Consider the following 15,594-nt stretch of genomic DNA (forward strand, 5'->3'; position numbering starts at 1 on the left):
GCTTTGGCACGGTCGGGGGCGCGGGCGGGGCCGGCGGCAATGGCGGTTACTCCGTCGGCGGGGCTAGTGGCCAATCCTTCTTCTGGAACTTCCTGGCCCACCCCGGCGGTGCGGGCGCTGGCGGCCTCGGCGGCAATGGGGGCATGGGCGGCAACGGAACGGCGGGCGACGCCGGTGCATCCGGACAAAATGGCTTTAGCGGTGGCAACGGCGGGCCCCGGGGGTCCCGGCGGGCCTGGCGGTCCCGGTGGCCCGGGGGGACCGGGACCGCGCTAAGGACGCTCGCCAGCGGGGCGGGCCTCCACCAGTTGTTATACTGGCTAAATAAAGCTGGCTACGACACTGGAAAGCAGGCGCATGCCCCGCACTGACAACGACACCTGGGACCTGGCGACCAGCGTGGGCGTGACGGCCACGATGGTCGCCGCGGCCCGGGCGATCGCCACCAAGGCCGACGCCCCGTTGATCGAGGACCGTTTCGCCGAGCCGCTGGTTCGCGCCGTGGGCGTGGATTTCTTCACGCGTTGGGTCAACGGCGACCTCGACGCCGCCGACGTCGACCACGACGAGGCCGGCTGGAAGCTCGGCCACATGCCCGACGCGATGGCCGCGCGCACCCGGTTCTTCGACGCGTTCTTCAAGGGCGCCACCGATGCCGGAATCCGTCAGGCGGTGATCCTGGCGTCGGGCCTCGACGCGCGCGCCTACCGGTTGGCCTGGCCCGCGGATCTGACCCTGTTCGAAATCGACCAGCCTCAGGTCGTCGAGTTCAAGGCATTGACCCTGAAGAAGTTGGGAGCGGCCCCGGGAGCCGACTTGCGCAGCGTGGCAATCGATTTGCGCCAGGATTGGCCGAAGGCGTTGAAGGACGCCGGTTTTGACCCCGGCCGGGCCACCGCGTGGATCGCCGAGGGCCTGTTCGGCTACCTACCGCCGGAAGCTCAGGACCGCCTGCTGGACAACGTCACCGCGCTCAGCGCCGACGGCAGCCGCCTGGCCTGCGAGGCCGTCCCGGATCTGCCGCATGTCGACCGCCAACGCGCGCGGGAGCTGATGCGCGAAGCCGCCGCCAAATGGCGTGAGCACGGCCTGGACCTGGAGTTCGCCGACCTTGGCTTCGAGGGCGAGCGCAACGACGTGGCCACCTACCTGCGAGACCTGGGCTGGCGCACCGAGGGCACCCCGATGCGCGAGCTTCTGGCCGACTTCGGCCTGTCGGCCATCCCGCAGACCAATGACTCGGTCTCGGCGGCCGACACCGTCTACTACACGTCCATACTGAGTCGATGACGTCTGCGCAACGTCGCGGTCTCAACGACGCGATCACCCGGATGTGGAGCTTCCTCGCACCGGCCTACGACCTCCCGTTTTTGCAGCAGTGGGTGTACCGCCCGCCGCACGACGAGGTGATCGCCCAGCTGCGCGACCACAACGCGCGCAAGATCGCCGACATCGCCTGCGGCACAGGCATCCTCAGCGACCGCATCGAACGCGAACTGCATCCCGACGCGATCTACGGCGTCGACATGTCCGACGGCATGCTCGCCCAGGCCCGCGCCAGGTCCACCCGGGTGCAGTGGATGCGCGCCCCGGCCGAGCAGCTGCCCTTCGACGACGGGGCGCTGGACGCCGTCGTGACGACCTCGGCGTTTCACTTCTTCGACCAGCCGGCGGCCCTGCGGGAATTCCATCGCGTCTTGGCGCCCGGCGGGCTGGTGACCGTCTCGGCGCTCAGCACGCGGCGACCGCTGTTGCAGGCGTCCTCCTCCAACAGGTGGAAGCCGCAGCACAACGCGTCGCCGGCCGAGATGCGAAGTCTGTTCGAGGGCGCCGGATTCACCGTCAGCGACCAGCACCGCATTCCGCGGCCGCTGTGGACGCGCATCGTGTCCGACCTCATCACCGTCGGCACCAAGGCCTGACCCCGTTGAAGTTCGCTTTTCCGCTCCCGCACATGCTGCGCCTCAAGGCACTCACCCAGCCGTGGGAGGCTGGAGTCACCGGCGCGGATCAGACCCGAATGGTCAAGCGGGCCGAAGCGATGGGCTACGACATGATCGCGATCCCCGAGCATTTCGTCATCCCCACCGACCACGTCGAGCTGTCCGGCCCGCATTACCTGCAGTCGACCGTCGCCCAGGCCTACGTCGCGGGGGCCACCGAGAAGATCCGGCTCAATTCGTGCGTCACGGTGTTGCCGCTGCAGCATCCCATCGTGCTGGCCAAGGCGCTGGCCACCGCCGACTGGATGAGCAGCGGTCGCATGATGGTGACCTTCGGAGTCGGTTGGCTACAACGCGAATTCGACGTGCTGGGGGTGCCGTTCCGCGAACGGGGCCGGATCGCCGACGAGTATCTCGAGGCGATCATCGAACTGTGGACCAGCGAATCGCCGCGCTTCGAGGGCCACTATGTGTCGTTTCGGGACATGGCCTTCGAGCCCAAACCCGTCCAGAAACCCCATCTCCCGATCTGGGTCGGGGGCGACGCCGACGCCGCCCTCAAGCGCGCCGCGCGGTTCGCCTCCGGTTGGTGGCCCTTTCTGACCCCGCCCGAAAAGATCGGCGAGCGTGTCGAATTCATCAAGGGTCAACCCGGCTACGACGGGCGCCCGTTCGAGGTCATGCACGGCCTGGGCACCACCCGCGTCGGTGAGGGTCATCGCGTCGTGCGGGATCCGCGCGCGCGTGCCGGCGCGAGCACGCAGGAGATCGTCGATCGCTTGAACGGGCTCGCCGAGCAGGGGGTGACCTTCAGCGCCGTGCCGGTTCCCGCCGTCCGGGATGTCGAGGAGTACCTCGACTACGCCCAGTGGGTGATCGAGGAGATCAAGCCCCGAGTGCCCTGACGCCAACCCGTCAGGGCATGACGCTGGCCTCCAGCGACCGGCACAGCAATTCGCGATGATGCGTCGCGTCGCCGCAGAGGAGCGCATTCGTTCGGGCGCGCCTCAAATACAGGTGCAGATCGTGCTCCCAGGTGAAGCCGACCCCACCGTGGAGCTGCAGGGCTTCCCCCGCGACCCGCGAGATCGACTCCGAGGCACAGACTTTGGCCACGCTGACCGCGCGCGCGTGGTCGGCGGTCTGCGCGTCGACCGCCATCGCCGCGTAATACGTCGCCGCCGTCGCGGCCTGCACCCACATCCGGATGTTGGCGCACTTGTGTTTGACCGCCTGGTAGCTGCCCACCGGCCGACCGAATTGCACGCGCTGGGCAACGTAGTCCAGCGTCATCTCCAGCAGGCGCTTACCGACCCCGGTCAGTTCCGCGCAGGCCAACACCACGTTGAGGTGCGACGACCGCGCGATTTCGGCCGACGCCGACCCTTCGCCGGCGCACAGCGCGTCGCCGGCGACGCTGACGCCCGCGAAGGTGACGTCGCAGTAGGCGCGGGTGACGTCGAGGGTCCGCTGGCGCTCGATCCGCAGGCCGGCAGAGTCGGTGGGTACCAGGAAGCGCGCGGCCCGCCCGTCGAGGAGGGCGTCAACCAACAGCCACTGCGCCGAATCCGCGTCTTGCACAGTGGCTTTCACGCCATTCAGGACGTAGCCACCCGGATGCGCCTCCGCCCGCGCACGGATCCCCGCCGCGGACCACGGTTGTCCTGGCTCGGCGAACGCCCAGGCCGCGGTTGCCGACCCTTCGGCCAGCGACTGGAGGATCTTCGGCCTGCCTGCGATCTTTGACCGCACGATGGCATCGGCGACCACCACGGTCGGGATGAACGGAGTCGGCGCCAGGCTGCGGCCGTGTTCTTCGGCCACCAGCGCCAGGTCGACCAACTGCTGCCCCAACCCGCCGTCGGCCTCGGGTATCGCCAGGGCCGGCCAGCCGAGTTCGGCGCCCAGCCGCCACAGTTCGGGGTCGAACCCGGTGCCCTGCTCGGCGATTTTGCGCGTGACGTCGAGCGGGGCCTTGGCCGCCAGCAACGAGCGGGACGAGTCGACGAGTCCGCGTTGTTCGTCGCTGAGCTCGAAGTCCACGCACGACTCCTCGGGTCAAAGACGGGTGGAAAGCCACAAAAGACAATTGCCAAGATAACAGTACACTGATTAAGGTGATAGGGCCTAGTCGTCGGAGGGGGTGGGATGCGTCTCAGCCAGGACACGGAGCTGGACCTGCTACGCCAGCGAGTCCGCGCCCTGGCAGCCGAGCACGCGCCGCGGCTTCACACCCGCACCGGCGTTCGCGCCCCGGAGGCACACGAAATTCCGGCGTTGCGCGAATGGACGGCCCGCCTGTTTTCCGAAGGGCTCCTCGGGGTGCACTGGCCGGTTGACTACGGCGGCCTGCCCGACCCGCACCCGTTACATGAGTCGGTGGTGAGCGAGGAGCTGATCCGTGCGGGGGCGCCGGGACCCGTGGGGGGCGGGCTGCTGGCCGCGTCGGCGATCATCGACTTCGGGACCACGGCGCAAAAGGATTTCTTCCTGCCGCGGATTCGCTCGGGCGAAGACATCTGGTGCCAGCTGTTCAGCGAACCGGAAGCCGGCAGCGATCTCGCCAGCCTGCGCACCCGGGCCCGGCGCGACGGTGACTGCTGGGTCGTCGACGGCCAGAAGGTCTGGACCACCAACGGCCAGCACGCCGACTGGGGCTACCTGCTGGCCCGCACCGACCCCGAAGCCGAAAAGCACGGGGGCATCACGGCATTCGCGCTGGACATGCGCACCCCGGGCGTCACCGTGCGCCCCCTGCGTGAAATCACCGGCACCTGCGACTTCAACGAAGTGTTCCTCGACGCCGTCCGGATACCGGCCGACCGCGCGATCGGCGCCGTCAACCGGGGATGGGCCGTGACCACCGCGAGCCTCGCGCGGGAACGCTCCGGGGCGGGCAGCGGCGTGGCGCTCTTCGGCGCGCTCGAGCGGCTGCTGCGGCTGGCGCGCCACGTGCGCCGCGACGGGACACCGGTCATCGAACGTGACGACGTCCGCCAGGCGATCGGCGGTTTCGTCGCCGATGTCCATGTCAATTCGCTGGTTTCGGCGTTCGGTGAGTCCCGGCTGCTGCACGGGTCGGGTGACGCCGGCGACGCGGCGATCTCGAAGATCCTCTTCAGCGAGGTCAACCTCGCGCTGCACGAGTACGGGATGACGCTGCAGGACCATGCCGGCGTGCGCACCGAGGGGGATCCGCAGGCCCTCGACGAGGGCTGGTGGCAGGACGCCTTCCTCTACGCGCGGGCCTTCACCATCGCCGGCGGTACCAACGAGGTGCTGCGCAACGTCATCGCCGAACGGGCCCTCGGGCTGCCGCGGGGATGACCCGGCCAATAAGTCCAAAGAATTAACTGATCGGCCTATTACGCAGGAGGATCGGATGCCACTGCAGGACTGGATGAAGATCATTTCGGTCGACGATCACGTGATCGAGCATCCCCGGGTCTGGCGCGACCGGTTGCCCGCGAAATACCACGACGCAGGGCCGCAGATCATCGAGACGGCCGAGGGCCACCAGGTTTGGCGCTACGAGGGCCAGCTGTACCCCCAGATCGGCCTGAACGCGGTCGCCGGAAAACCCCCGTCGGAGTACGGCATGGAACCGGTGCGCTACGACCACATGATCCCGGGCTGCTACGACCCGGTCGAACGCGTCAAAGACATGGACATCGACGGTGTGCACGCGGCGCTGTGCTTCCCGTCGTTCCCCGGCTTCGGGGGCGGGGTGTTCCAGCGGGCCGAAGACAAAGAGCTGGCGCTGCTGTGCGTTCGCGCCTGGAACGACTTCCAGGTCGACGAATGGTGTGCCAGCGCGCCCGAGCGGCTGATACCACTGGCGCTGCTGCCCACGTGGGATCCGGCGCTGGCGGCCGCCGAGGTGGAACGGCTGGCCGGCATCGGCACCAAGGCCGTTTCGTTCCCGGACAGCCCGGTCCCGCTGGGGCTGCCGTCGTTCCATCACAAGACCCATTGGGAGGTGCTGTGGGATGCGCTGGAGGCGGCCGACATGCCGGTGTGCCTGCACTTCGGTTCCGGCGGCTACGTGCCCGGCTATTCGTTCGCCGCACCGGCACAACCGGATGATTTCCCGCCCTTTGCCGTTGCCATAGCGACCTTTTCGACGAACCTGATGTGGTCGACGGCCGACCTCGTGTTCTCGGGCCTGCTGCAGCGTCACCCGAATCTGAAGTTCATGTTGTCCGAGGGCGGCATCGGCTGGATCCCGTACATCCTCGAGCGCCTCGACTACACCTGGGAGCGGCACCGCTGGTATCAGAACATCAGCCGGGTCGATCGGCCGTCGGACCTGTTCAAGCGGCACATCTGGGGCTGCTTCATCGACGACGTCCACGGGGTGGCCTCGCGGGACGCGATCGGCATCGACAAGATCCTGATCGAAGTCGACTATCCCCATTCGGATTCCAACTGGCCCAACAGCCGCAAGCGCATCGCCGAGAACCTGATCGAGGTGTCCGACGAGGACACGCACCGCATCGTCGAGCTGAACGCGCGCGAGTTGCTGCATTTCGGAGACGGCGCGCGGTGACCTCGGGGGAGGGGTCCCACGACGGCACCGTCGAGCGCCGCGAAGGTGACGACTACGACCTGCTGACCTTCGGCGAGGTCCGCGCGCGGCTGGCCGAGCTGCTGGCCGTGGAAAAGGATGAGCTCGCTCGCCTCGTTCGGCAGGCCGGTCCCGACGACGCTCGGGTGCGCCGGCTCAAGGAGCGCATCGCGCTGCTGGAGTCCAGCGATACGCGCTATCGAGACCTCGCTCGCACGAACGAGCCATTCGCACGAAGGTTCGGGCCCAACGGGTTAGCGCCGCCCGACGCGGACGCGCCGCGGTGGACCTGAGCGGGAACGAACGGGGGGCAGGGTCAATGGCGACACCACAAACGGAACAGCCGGAATCGGCGGTCGAACTGATCGGCGACTGGGCGCAGGGGTATGTCCGACGCCACCAGGTCGCGTCGCTGGAAACCGTTGGCGGCCAATGCGTGCTGGCGGTGCGGGCGTTCCAGTATTTGTTCCTCGACATCGCCCGGTGGCGCTTCCCCTTCGCCGAATTCGTGGAGCAGGCGGCCTTCATGGCGGCCACGGCGGTGCTGCCCACGATGTGCGTGGCCATCCCCATCGGCGTCACCCTGCAAATCCAGTTCGCCTTGCTGGCGGGCCAAGTCGGCGCGACATCGCTGGCGGGGGCGGCCAGCGGCATCGCGGTCATCCGGCAGGGCGCCCCGCTGGTCGCGGCGCTGCTGATGGCGGCGGCGGTCGGTTCGGCGGTCTGCGCGGACCTGGGCTCCCGCACGATTCGGGAAGAGATCGATGCCCTGGAGGTGCTGGGGATCTCGGCAATACGCAGGCTGGTGGTCCCGCGGCTGGCCGCGGCGATGGTGGTCGGGCTGGCGCTGACCGGGCTGGTGTGCTTCATCGGCTTTCTGGCCGGCTACCTGTTCAACACCTACGCCCAGGGCGGCGCTCCCGGCAGTTTCGTGACGACGTTCGCATCGTTCGCGACCGTCGGCGACCTCGTCCTGACGCTGATCAAGGCGGTGGTGTTTGCGGCGATCGTCGTCGTGGTCGCCTGCGACAAGGGCTTGACCACCAAGGGCGGTCCGGCCGGGGTGGCGAACTCGGTGAACGCCACCGTGGTGGCGTCCATCCTGCTGCTGATGATCACCAACGTGGTCTTCACCCAGATGTATGTGCTGCTGTTCCCGAAGGCGTCGCTGTAGATGACCGCGGCGAGCCGGTACTACCCGAGGGGGGTGCGGCCCCTCATCACGGCGACGCGACCGGTCGCCGACATCGGCATCCGCCTCGGGCACATGCTCACGTTCTTCACGCGCGCCGTGGCCGGGATACCCGTGGCACTGACCCGGTACCGCAAGGAGTTTCTGCACATCCTGTCCGACGTCACGTGGGGCAACGGGTCCATCGTGGTGGGTGGCGGCACGGCGTGGGTGATCATCCTGCTGGGCGCGACCGCCGGCGCGATCGTCGGAATCGAGGGATACCAAGCGCTGCACCTGCTCGGGATGGCCCCGGCGACGGGGTTGGTGTCGTCGACCGTGGGCACCCGTGAGCTTGCCCCGATCATGGCGTCGCTGGCCTTCGCATCGCAGGCGGGTTGCCGATACACCGCCCAGTTGGGTTCGATGCGCATCTCCGAGGAGATCGACGCGGTGGAATCGCTGGCGATCCGCCCGATTCCGTACCTGGTGACCACCCGATTGCTGGCGTCGGTCCTCGCGATCATCCCGCTCTACATCGTCTGCCTGATCGTGAATTACATTGCCGTGCAAAGCGTTGTGACCTTCTCGGGTGGGCTGTCCGGCGGTTCCTTCGAGCACTACTTCCGGCTGGTGCTCAACGGAACCGACATCTTCTACTCGGTGGTGAAGGCGGTAATCTTTGTCCTCATCACCTCGACCATCCAGTGCTACTACGGGTTTTTCGCCGGCGGGGGCCCGCAAGGGGTCGGGGTCGCGGCCGGCCGCGCGATGCGCGCCAGCGTCTCGGTGATGATCATCGTCAACCTGCTGCTCACCGTGGGTTTGTGGGGCATCGGCTCCGGCGCAAGGCTCGGTGGTTGAGGATGGCGCAGCGAATCGAGTCCGCGGGCAAGGAGATCTCCAATGCGCAACTGCTGCTGCGCGGGCTCGTCGTGGTGGCGGCGGCGACGCTGCTGACGATCGCGTTGATCGCCAAGTCCCAGGGCGCGTTCGGCAAAAGGTTCCAGGTGACGGTTCTGCTCAACGACGTCGGCGACGGGCTGCCCACCAAATCCGACGTGAAATTCCGCGGTGTCCTCGTTGGCGCCGTCGGCGGCGTCACCCCGGCCTCCGACGGCAGGCCGAACGTGGTGCAGGTCAAGCTCGAACCCCGCTACGCGGACGCCATTCCCGCGACGGTCACCGCTCGGGTCGTGCCCAGCAACGTGTTCGCCGTGTCCTCGATTCAGTTGATCGACAACGGCCCCGGGCCCCCGCTGCGTAGCGGCGGGAGGATCTTCGAGGACAAAAGCCTGGCGACCGTGCAGTTTCAGACGGCGTTGACCAAGCTGCGCGACATCGTGGCCGCGGCGAGCCGCCCGGCGGACAACCACACCCTGGGCATCCTCGCGGCCGTCGCCGAGGCGACCGACCGGCGCGGTGACTCGATCGCCGACGCCGGGGCCGGCGCCAACCGCATCGCACACGAACTGAACGCCGTCATGGCCCCTGACGACACGCAATCCACGCTGACCACCCTGTCGACGCTGTCTCAGGCGCTGCAAGGCCTGCAGACCGCGGCGCCGGACCTGCTCGACAGCGTGCATCAGGCCGTGACGCCGATGCGCACGGTCGCCGAAAAACAACTGGGGCTCAACGGTTTCCTGTCGGCGGGGCTGACGACCTTCTCGACCCTGGGAACCGCGTTCGAGAACAACACCGACCGGATGATCGTGATCACCACGCAGCTGTCCCCCGTGATCGGGGTGTTCGCCGATGGCGGAAATCAGTTCGCGGCCATAGGGACCCGGATGAAGAACGTCACCGATAAGTTCCTCGGCGAGGTCTGGAAACCCGAGACGCACCGGGCCGTCGGCAAGTTCATGGTGGTGTTCACGCCCAACCGCATGTACACCCGCCAGGATTGCCCCCGCTACGGCCAGATGGAGGGTCCCAGTTGCCGGACCGCACCCGAGACCGCGGACCCCCCGGCCCTGCCGCAGGCGCTCGACCCGCGCAACTACCCGATGCCCCCGGAGCTGACCGGCGGCAACGTCGGCCCCGTCGGCAGCCCGCAGGAGCGCGAACAACTATCGAAAATCCTTGGGCCGGACACCAATCCCGCATCCGAACTGCTGATCGGCCCGCTCGCGCGCGGCACCACGGTACAGGTCCTTCCCGACCCGGCGCCCGCGCCCGACGCGCCACCGCCGCCCGCCGAGGCGGGCCCACCGGACCCAGGACAGGGGCAGAGATGAGGCGATACCGCAAACCGCTGATCGGCGTGTGCGCCTTCGTGGCCGTGTGCTTCGCGCTGACGTGGACGGTGTTCGTCACGCTGCAACGCACCGTCAACGGCGCCACCACGTCGTACACCGCGTTGTTCACCGACGCGTCGGGCCTCAAAGCCGGTGACGAGGTGCGCATGGCGGGGGTGCGGGTGGGCCGGGTCGACTCGGTGAAACTCGATGGAACGCGGGCGCGCGTCGGCTTCCGGGTGCAGTCCAGCCAGGTGCTGTACGGAAATACCAAAGCCTCGATCGTCTACCAGAACATCATCGGCCAACGCTACGTGGGTTTGTCGCTGGGCGACTTCGGTGACCCGAAGACGTTGCGGGCGGGCGCGGAGATCCCCGTCGAGCACACCGAACCGTCATTCGACATCTCCCATCTGCTCAACGGCTTCGAGCCGCTGTTCACCTTGCTCGACCCGCAGCAGGTCGACAACGTCACGACCGCGATCGTGCGGGCCCTGCAGGGGGACACCGGATCGATCACCACCCTGATCGCCGAAACCACCCAACTGGCAGAGTCTTTCGAGGGCACCGATCAGATCCTCGACGCGGTGCTGGGCAACCTCGACACGGTGCTGCGCTCGATGGCCGCCAACCACGGCGACCTGGAAAGCACCATCACCCAGACCAGGGCGGTGTTCGCCGGGCTGGGGCAGCGCCGCGAGGAATTGGTCAATTCGCTCGACCAGGCCTCGATAGTCGCGAGCCGCATTGCGGGCGTCGTGGGCGACGTGCAACCGGACCTCGACCAGTGGCTGCAACGCGAACCCGGGTTCGCCCAGCACTTCACCGAGAACAAGCAGGACTTCGCCTACCTGGGCTACAACATTCCGCTGCTGCTGAAGGGGATGGCGCGGTTCAGCCAGAACGGCTCCTACCTCGACGTCTACGCCTGCGACGCGCGAATCACCTTGTTCCCGAGGCTGACCAACCTCATTCCCTGGCTGGTCCGCCATCTCACCCCGGGCAACCGGATCATGCACAGCCCGATATGCCGATGAGGACGGATATGCAGACGATCACGCGCATTCTGCGCCGGCCGATCGAGAACTACGGCAAGGCGCGGCTCGGCGCGGTGGCCATCACCGCCATCGTCGCCGTGCTGGCCGCGGCGCTCGGACTGTCGTCGCTCGGGATCGGAAAGACCTCCTACGAAGCGCAATTCGCGCAGGCGGCGGGGCTCAGTCGGGGGGATCTGGTGACCGTCGCGGGCGTTCACGTCGGCACCGTCACGGGGCTCGCGCTCGAGGGCGATCACGTCAAGGTGACGATGGACGTCGACAGCAACGTCCACCTCGGCCCGGGCACGCAGGCCTCGATCAAGTTGACCACCCTGCTCGGGTCCCACTACGTCGAATTGCGCCCCGGCGGCGTGGGGGACCTGCCGCAGCGCCGGATCGCGTTGTCCCACACCGAGGTTCCCTACGATCTGCAGCAGGCGCTGCAGGACGCGACCGCGACATTCGAGGCCGTCGACGCCGAGAAGATCGCCCAGTCCCTGACGACGCTCGCCGATCAGGTGCGGGGCGCCCCGGAGATTCTGCCGGAGGCGTTGCGCAACGTCGAGCGCCTGTCCTCGGTCATCGCCGAACGGCGTGACCAGGTCGGATCGCTGCTGACGAATGCCCAACAGGTGACGGGTCTGATCGGGCGCCAGCAGCAGAGCCTCGGAGTGCTGGTCAAGCAGGGCCACCTGCTGATGGGGGACCTCGCCGCGCGACGTCAGCTCATCGTCAGGCTGCTGGGCGCCACCACGAAGCTGGTCAGTCAATTGCGCCCCGTCCTCATCGGCGACAGGCATCAGATCGACCAGTTGATCGCCAACGTCAACGGCATGGTGCAGTCGCTGGGCAAGAACGACGCCCTGTTCCGCAACATCTTGCAGGTGATGCCGTTGCCGCTGCGCAACTTCACCAACGCCACGGGCAACGGCGACGAGTTCGACTTCACCTCCACGGGCGGCGACCTGCTGGACGAGTTCATGTGCGGCATCAGCGCGCGGGCCCCGCAGTTCAACCTGCCCCAGTACTTCAAGGATTGCGAATGACCAACCTCGCGCGCCTGCTGAAAGCCGCGACGATCGTCGGCCTGGCCGTGGCGGCGGCGGGCTGCTCGAGCGGTCCGATCGCGACGCTGGCCGATCGGGGGATGACGATCACGGCCCAATTCGACAACGCCAACGGGCTTTACAGCGGCAACGCCGTCGCGGTTTTGGGCATGCCGGTCGGGAAGGTCACCGGCATCGATCCGAAGGGCGCCTACGTCGAGGTCAGCATGCACATCGACGGCGGGGTCAAGATTCCCGCGAACGCGCAGGCGGTCACGGTGTCCACGTCGATCCTGACCGATCGGCACATCGAGTTCACCCCCGTGTACAAGGGCGGGCCGACGCTGGCCGACCACGACACGCTGAGCCTGGCGCGGACCAGGACCCCGGTCGAGTTCGACCGGGTGCTGGCGATGGCCGACAAGCTGTCGGTGCAGCTGCAGGGCGACGGAGCCGGACAGGGCCCCATCGCCGAGCTGCTGGATGCCGGCGCGGCGATGACGAGCGGGCGCGGCGCGACCATCAAGTCCGCCCTCGGCAAGCTCTCCGAAGCGCTGAAGCTGAGCCAGGAGCGCGGGGCGCCGACGAAGGATGCCATCACCACCATCGTCAAGAGCCTGGACAGCCTGAGTCAGGCGGCGGTGGACAACGACAAGACCATCCGCGAACTGGGCACCGCCGTACGCCAAGTGAGCGACGTGCTGGCCGACGAGCGTCTGGGTAGCGGTTCGACCGGCGCCAACATGAACCAGATACTCTCCGCGACAACCGATCTGCTGGACAAGAACCGCGACAACCTCAGGTCGGCGGTTGCCAACACCGAAACGGTGACCAAGGCGATCGCGGACTACCGCCGGGAGGTCGCCGAGGTGCTCGACCTGGCGCCGCTGCTGCTGGACAACGTCTACAACATGATCGACTTCGGCAAGGGCGCCATCCGGTCACACCCGACGCTGGACAAGATCACTCTCAACGGCCAGCTGACGAAGGAGGTGTGCAACCTGATGGGGATGCGCCAACTGGGCTGCGCCACCGGCACGATCCAGGACTTCGGTCCCGATTTCGGCGTGACGAGCATGCTCCAGGGTCTGGCGGGACTGAAACCGTGAGGGTGCCGAACCGGAAGCCGAATCGCGCCGCGCTCGCGGTCGTCGCCGCGGCGGCCACGACCTGCCTTGCCACCTCGTGTTCGGCCGGCCTGGACAGCCTGCCGCTGCCCGCGCCGACGGCCGGAACGGACACCTACCCGCTGACCGCGACGTTCGCCAACGCGCTCAACCTCCCCGCCAAGGCCAAGGTGCGGGTATCCGGCGCCGACGTCGGCGAAGTCGAATCCATGACCGCCGAGAACTACACCGCCGTGGTCACCATGCGCATCGATTCCGCGGTCCGCATCCCGGTGGGCACCACCGCCGAATTGCGTTCGGCCACACCGCTGGGCGACGTGTTCGTGTCCCTCAAACCGCCCGCCGTCGGCGCTCCCGGCGGTGCGGTGCTGCGGGCCGGCGACAGGATACCGCTGCAGTCCACCAAGTCGGCCGCGACCATCGAGGAGGTGCTGTCGACGTCGTCGCTGCTCGTCAACGGCGGCGCGGTGCGCAACCTGACCAAAATCGTCAACGGGCTGGGTGCGGCGCTGGGCGGCAAGGGCGAGAAACTCGGCAACCTGCTCGACGAGTCCAACCGGTTGCTCGGCAACCTGTCGGCGCGGTCGGTGGCGATCAAGAGGGCGCTGACCCAAACGGGGGATCTTGCGGGCACTCTGGCCGCCCAGCAACGCGCGATCGACGACGCGATCGCCGCCGCCGGTCCCGCGATGGGCACCATCGCCGCCAACACGAACCACATCATCGACCTCATCGTGCAGGTCAACCGGATCACGTTGCAGCTGGTCAAGTTTCCGTCGGTGCGCGGCGTCCAATCGCGCAGCATGATGGCGGACCTCAATCGGCTGTCGGCCGAGTTGAACGACGCCGCCAACAACCCCGGGGCCTCGTTGCCGGCGCTCAACTCGATGTTGGGGCCGATGCTCAAGCTCACCAACGCCACCTCCGCACACGTCGACATCGACCTGCAGGACGTGGCGATCGGGGCGTTTGCCGATTTGCACCATCCGGCGGATCCCGGCAGCCGCGGACCCAACTGGACCGACTTCCGCAACTTCGTCGGCAGCCTCACCTACGAGCTGATCAAGCTGCGCGACAAGTTCTTGGGGCCACCCCAGCCGCCGCCAGGGACGCCACCGCCGCCGGACGCGCCGCCCGCCTTCGCGCCGGGCCCGCCCGAAGGGGGGCCGCCGTGAACGGCCCGATGATCGAGCGGGCCGCGCGGCGGATCGTCACCACCGTCGCCGCCGTGCGCGAAAGGCGGCTCTGGTTGTCCGCGGGCGCGCTGGGCGCCATCCTCGTGGTGGGCATCGCCTATCTTCTGTTCGGCACGCTGCGGGTGGATCCGACGGATTCCGTGAAACTCGTCCGGGTGCACCTCGCGCAGTCCGGGGGGCTGCTGCCCGGGCAAGACGTGACGCTGCGCGGTGTTTCGGTGGGCCGGGTGCGCTCGATCGAGCTCACCCGCGACGGGGTGGTCGCGGTGGCGGCGCTGAACTCCGACCACGCGATCCCCGTCGACAGCGACGTGCAGGTGTCGGCGCTGTCACCGGCCGGCGAGCAATACCTGAACTTCTATGCCGGCGCCAATGCCGGCCCCTACTTGCGTGACGGGGCCGAAATCTCTAGCCGCCGAACGAAAACCCCGGTCACGCTGGGGACGCTGCTTTCGGACCTCGACGGCACGCTGGCGCAGATCGACCCCGCCAAACTGCACACGGTCATCACCGAACTGGGCGTCGGTCCCAACGGGCCGACCAAACTCCGGACGCTGCTCGACAGCGGCACGTTTTTGGCATCGACGCTGGACTCCGTGCTCCCGCAGACGGTCAGCCTCCTGCACAACAGCAAGGTCGTCCTCGCGACCGCCCGCGATATCAGCCCCGGGCTGCAACACACCTCGAACAACATGTCGGCGATCCTCGGCGGGGCGCAGAAGATGGACCGGGGCTATCGCACCCTGCTCGATCGAGCCCCGGCCACCCTGCACGGCCTGGACAACCTGGTCGACGACAACTCGCCCACCATGGTGCAACTGCTGGGCGACCTGGCGACCGTCTCCCAGCTCACCTATCTGCGCGTGCCCGCCCTGCAGGAGCTGTTCTTTCCGCTGAACCGCGCGGGATCGGCCCTCGACGCGGTGGGCGCCACGTTCCACGACGGGGGGGTGTGGGGCGCGGTGAGCCTCTACCAGCGCTACTCCTGCGACTACAACCTCCCGCACCAGCCGCCCTCGGTGGCCGACTTCCCCGAGCCGTACCTGTACACCTACTGCCCCAACCCCGACCCCAGGTACCTGGTCCGCGGCGCCCGCAACGCGCCACGCCCGCCCGGCGACGACACCGCGGGGCCCCCGCCGGGAGCCAACCCGCTGCAGCGGACCGACCCGACCCCCAAGGGGCCCTTCACGATCCCGACACCCTACGCCGGACCGGACTTCCCGATGCCGCCACCACCGAGCGGACCCTGACCGTCGAAAAGGAG

At 68.0% G+C, this 15,594-nt stretch carries 15 protein-coding genes and 1 pseudogene; 15 read left to right on the forward strand and 1 reads right to left on the reverse strand.

The features are described 5' to 3' along the window. From BST11_RS28945 to BST11_RS12110, 4 genes and pseudogenes are all read left to right on the forward strand, one after another. Nucleotides 1-371, forward strand: a pseudogene (locus BST11_RS28945) (hypothetical protein); the annotation flags it as partial. Further along, nucleotides 358-1,290, forward strand: a complete 933-nt coding sequence (locus tag BST11_RS12100; protein ID WP_083138210.1) for an SAM-dependent methyltransferase — start codon at nt 358-360, stop codon at nt 1,288-1,290. The pseudogene BST11_RS28945 and the gene BST11_RS12100, both read left to right, overlap by 14 nt. Next, entirely contained in the window at nt 1,287-1,922 is a 636-nt protein-coding gene (locus BST11_RS12105) for a class I SAM-dependent methyltransferase (RefSeq protein ID WP_067326085.1), read from the forward strand. The genes BST11_RS12100 and BST11_RS12105 overlap by 4 nt, the downstream gene beginning before the upstream one ends. A 5-nt stretch (nt 1,923-1,927) precedes the next feature. Next, a complete protein-coding gene (locus BST11_RS12110) occupies nt 1,928-2,848 on the forward strand; it encodes a TIGR03619 family F420-dependent LLM class oxidoreductase (RefSeq protein ID WP_083138211.1) in 921 nt (306 codons plus the stop codon). Nucleotides 2,849-2,858: 10 nt separating this feature from the next. Here the strand turns inward: BST11_RS12110 and BST11_RS12115 are convergent, their stop codons facing one another. Then, entirely contained in the window at nt 2,859-3,986 is a 1,128-nt protein-coding gene (locus BST11_RS12115) for an acyl-CoA dehydrogenase family protein (RefSeq protein WP_083138212.1), read from the reverse strand. A gap of 105 nt (nt 3,987-4,091) precedes the next feature. Here BST11_RS12115 and BST11_RS12120 point away from each other — a divergent pair, with 105 nt between their 5' ends. Genes BST11_RS12120 through BST11_RS12170 form a run of 11 tightly spaced genes read left to right on the forward strand, consistent with a single transcriptional unit; the run spans nt 4,092 to nt 15,580 of the window. Then, nucleotides 4,092-5,270, forward strand: a complete 1,179-nt coding sequence (locus BST11_RS12120; RefSeq protein ID WP_083138213.1) for an acyl-CoA dehydrogenase family protein — start codon at nt 4,092-4,094, stop codon at nt 5,268-5,270. A 55-nt stretch (nt 5,271-5,325) separates the two neighbouring features. Beyond that, nucleotides 5,326-6,492: an amidohydrolase family protein gene (locus BST11_RS12125; RefSeq protein WP_083138214.1), complete on the forward strand. Its 1,167-nt coding sequence runs from the start codon at nt 5,326-5,328 to the stop codon at nt 6,490-6,492. Next, entirely contained in the window at nt 6,489-6,803 is a 315-nt protein-coding gene (locus tag BST11_RS12130; protein ID WP_083138215.1) for a hypothetical protein, read from the forward strand. The genes BST11_RS12125 and BST11_RS12130 overlap by 4 nt, the downstream gene beginning before the upstream one ends. Nucleotides 6,804-6,829: 26 nt before the next feature. Continuing rightward, nucleotides 6,830-7,684, forward strand: coding sequence for an MlaE family ABC transporter permease (locus tag BST11_RS12135; RefSeq protein ID WP_083138216.1), 855 nt, complete (start codon nt 6,830-6,832; stop codon nt 7,682-7,684). Continuing rightward, the gene (locus tag BST11_RS12140; RefSeq protein ID WP_083138217.1) at nt 7,685-8,545 is read left to right on the forward strand and encodes an ABC transporter permease; all 861 of its coding nucleotides are present in this window, start codon (nt 7,685-7,687) and stop codon (nt 8,543-8,545) included. Nucleotides 8,546-8,547: 2 nt separating this feature from the next. Further along, a complete protein-coding gene (locus BST11_RS12145) occupies nt 8,548-9,921 on the forward strand; it encodes an MCE family protein (RefSeq protein ID WP_083138218.1) in 1,374 nt (457 codons plus the stop codon). Continuing rightward, entirely contained in the window at nt 9,918-10,958 is a 1,041-nt protein-coding gene (locus tag BST11_RS12150) for an MlaD family protein (protein WP_083138219.1), read from the forward strand. Before BST11_RS12145 ends, BST11_RS12150 begins: the two co-directional genes overlap by 4 nt. An 8-nt stretch (nt 10,959-10,966) precedes the next feature. After that, nucleotides 10,967-12,004 carry an MCE family protein gene (locus BST11_RS12155; protein WP_083138220.1) on the forward strand — a complete coding sequence of 346 codons (1,038 nt, stop codon included), beginning with the start codon at nt 10,967-10,969 and terminating at the stop codon, nt 12,002-12,004. Further along, nucleotides 12,001-13,113, forward strand: coding sequence for an MCE family protein (locus tag BST11_RS12160; RefSeq protein WP_083138221.1), 1,113 nt, complete (start codon nt 12,001-12,003; stop codon nt 13,111-13,113). Before BST11_RS12155 ends, BST11_RS12160 begins: the two co-directional genes overlap by 4 nt. 2 nt (nt 13,114-13,115) lie before the next feature. Continuing rightward, nucleotides 13,116-14,306, forward strand: a complete 1,191-nt coding sequence (locus tag BST11_RS12165) for an MlaD family protein (RefSeq protein ID WP_211284699.1) — start codon at nt 13,116-13,118, stop codon at nt 14,304-14,306. A gap of 8 nt (nt 14,307-14,314) precedes the next feature. Continuing rightward, a complete protein-coding gene (locus BST11_RS12170) occupies nt 14,315-15,580 on the forward strand; it encodes an MlaD family protein (protein ID WP_083138284.1) in 1,266 nt (421 codons plus the stop codon). Nucleotides 15,581-15,594 lie beyond the last annotated feature (14 nt).

The sequence above is a fragment of the Mycobacterium alsense genome, assembly GCF_002086635.1.
In the GTDB taxonomy this organism is placed as follows: domain Bacteria; phylum Actinomycetota; class Actinomycetes; order Mycobacteriales; family Mycobacteriaceae; genus Mycobacterium; species Mycobacterium alsense.

Coding starts and splice junctions, on each gene's coding strand:
- BST11_RS12160 (WP_083138221.1), top strand. CDS start 12,001: ATGACCAACCTCGCGCGCCTGCTGAAAGCCGCGACGATCGTCGGCCTG.
- BST11_RS12170 (WP_083138284.1), top strand. CDS start 14,315: ATGATCGAGCGGGCCGCGCGGCGGATCGTCACCACCGTCGCCGCCGTG.
- BST11_RS12155 (WP_083138220.1), top strand. CDS start 10,967: ATGCAGACGATCACGCGCATTCTGCGCCGGCCGATCGAGAACTACGGC.
- BST11_RS12125 (WP_083138214.1), top strand. CDS start 5,326: ATGCCACTGCAGGACTGGATGAAGATCATTTCGGTCGACGATCACGTG.
- BST11_RS12120 (WP_083138213.1), top strand. CDS start 4,092: ATGCGTCTCAGCCAGGACACGGAGCTGGACCTGCTACGCCAGCGAGTC.
- BST11_RS12100 (WP_083138210.1), top strand. CDS start 358: ATGCCCCGCACTGACAACGACACCTGGGACCTGGCGACCAGCGTGGGC.
- BST11_RS12135 (WP_083138216.1), top strand. CDS start 6,830: ATGGCGACACCACAAACGGAACAGCCGGAATCGGCGGTCGAACTGATC.
- BST11_RS12105 (WP_067326085.1), top strand. CDS start 1,287: ATGACGTCTGCGCAACGTCGCGGTCTCAACGACGCGATCACCCGGATG.
- BST11_RS12140 (WP_083138217.1), top strand. CDS start 7,685: ATGACCGCGGCGAGCCGGTACTACCCGAGGGGGGTGCGGCCCCTCATC.
- BST11_RS12150 (WP_083138219.1), top strand. CDS start 9,918: ATGAGGCGATACCGCAAACCGCTGATCGGCGTGTGCGCCTTCGTGGCC.
- BST11_RS12145 (WP_083138218.1), top strand. CDS start 8,548: ATGGCGCAGCGAATCGAGTCCGCGGGCAAGGAGATCTCCAATGCGCAA.